The sequence below is a fragment of the Actinomadura harenae genome (assembly GCF_003696215.1).
Classification (GTDB): Bacteria; Actinomycetota; Actinomycetes; order Streptosporangiales; family Streptosporangiaceae; genus Spirillospora; species Spirillospora harenae.
In genome coordinates, this window is the sequence record NZ_RFFG01000250.1 from 1 (window position 1) to 2,244 (window position 2,244).

At 75.9% G+C, this 2,244-nt stretch carries 1 protein-coding gene and 1 pseudogene; both read left to right on the forward strand.

Features of this window, described 5'->3' with window-relative positions:
• Positions 1–237 (forward strand): annotated as a pseudogene (locus EBO15_RS44995) (hypothetical protein); the annotation flags it as partial.
• Between the two features lie 8 nt (positions 238–245).
• Positions 246–2,244: transglutaminase family protein (locus tag EBO15_RS43260; RefSeq protein WP_147481941.1), on the forward strand; the 1,999-nt coding region annotated here is incomplete at its 3' end.

The window sequence follows — 2,244 nt, forward strand, 5'->3', positions numbered from 1 at the left end:
CCGGGGGTTCCGGACGCGCGGCGCGAGGTGCCGGGGATCGAGGCGGCGCGGGTTCTGCGGGGCTCCGGGTGGCGGGTCGTGGCGGTGCGGACGGCCGTGGAGCTCGCGGCGGCCTGGGGCGTCGTCTCGGAACCGGACGGCTTCGGCTTCGGTCGCGCGGGCGAGCACGGCGGCGGCGCGGGCGGCGGCGTGGGCGGCAGCGTGAGCGGCGACGTGGGCGGGGGCAGCACGGCATGAGGATCCGGATGACGGTCATGGCCGGGCTGGCGACGCTGGCCGGGTCGGTCGGGCTGTATCCGCTGTTCCTGGGCGGGCAGTGGGCCTGGCACGCGCTCGGCGCGGTCATCGCGACGGCCCTCGGTGCCGTCGCGGTGCGGCGGCTGCGGATCCCGGCGGTGTTCGACCCGCTCGGCCCCGCGGTCGCGCTGCTCCTCTACTGCACCCTCGCGTTCACGCCCGGGCGGGCGCTGCTCGGGATCGTCCCGACGCCGTCGTCCCTGCACGGGCTGGGCGACCTTCTGTCGGAGGGCCTGTCCACGGCGAACCGGTACGCCGCGCCCGTCCCGGACGAGCGGGGCGTCCACCTGCTGGTGACGCTCGGGGTCGGCATGATCGCGACGGTCGTCGACCTGCTCGCGGTGCGGCTGCGCCGGGCCGCGCCCGCCGGGCTGCCGCTGCTGGCCATGTACAGCGTGCCCGCCGCGATCCGCGAGCACGGCGTGAACTGGATCGCGTTCGGGCTCGGCGCGGCCGGGTTCCTCGCGCTGCTCATGGCGGACGCGCGGGAGAGCGTGGGCGGCTGGGGCCGCATGGTGTTCTCGCCGCGCTGGCACGAGGAGGCCCCCGCCGAGCGGGACGCCCCCGACGTCTCGACGCTCGCGACCACCGGGCGCCGGATCGGCGTGGCCGCCGTCGCCGTGGCCGTCCTGGTGCCGATGGCGGTGCCCGGCGTCCACCCGCGCGGCATGTTCGGCGGCAAGGGGACGGGCGGAGGCGGAGGCGACAGCGCCCGGACGGTCACCACCCCCGACCCGATGGTCAGCCTGTCCCGGCAGCTCACCAACCCCGACGACGGCGTCGTGCTGACCTACCAGAGCGACGACACCGACCGCCCCGACTACCTGCGGCTCTACGCCCTCGACCGGTTCGACGGGGACCGCTGGACCTACAGCGTCGCCTCCCGTGCCCAGGACAGGCTGACCGGCGGGCCGCTGCCGCCGCCGCCCGGCCTCTCCGTCGCGGCGACCCGGACGGTCAACACGCGGATCAAGGTGAACAAGGACCTGCGCGACCTGCAGTTCCTGCCGATGCCGTACGCGCCGACCCAGGTGCGGATCAAGGGCGACTGGCGGGTGCACGCGCCGTCCCTGATGGTCTACTCGCTCCACGACGGCGTCGGCGGACGGACGTTCTCCGTCACCAGCCGCCGCGTGCTCCCCTCGGCCGCCGACCTCCAGTCGGGCGGCGGGTACACCAGCGACATGCTGACCGAGTTCGCGTCCCTGCCGAAGTCCGTCCCGGACAAGGTGCGGCAGATCGCCGTCCAGGTGACGAAGGGCGCGCACACCCCCTACGACTCGGCCGTGAAGCTCCAGTCGTGGTTCACCGACACCGGCGGCTTCCGCTACGACCTCACCGTCGGCACCCCCGAGCACGGCTCGGACCTGCTCGACTTCCTCACCGTCGACAAGCGCGGCTACTGCGAGCAGTTCGCCGCCGCGATGGCGGTCATGGCGCGCACGCTGGGCATCCCGGCGCGCGTGTCGGTCGGGTACACCTCGGGCAAGCAGGTCTCCCCCGGCCAGTGGGAGGTCCGCGGACGCGACGCGCACGCCTGGCCCGAGCTGTACTTCGACGGCGCGGGCTGGATGCGGTTCGAGCCGACCCCGGCCGGGGCGACGGGCCAGGGCACCGCGACCGAGCCGTCCTACTCCCTGGCGGCGGACGGCCCCGGGACGAACGGGGACGGCCCGTCCGGACGGCAGCCGCTGCCGTCCTCCTCGGCGGGGCCCGGCGCGCGGCCGACCTCCGGCGCGCACTTCCGCAACGACCTGCCCGGCAACGGCGGGCAGGCGACGCCCGTCCGCAAGAAGCACAAGGGCGGGCCGGGGTACACGCCCTGGATCGCGGCCGGGACGCTGATCGTCCTGCTGCTGGCCGCCGCGCCGGCCGTCCGGGCGCTGACCCGGCGCCGCCGCTGGTCGGCCGCGCTCGAACCGCCGCCGGGGCCGGAGACGTCCCGTG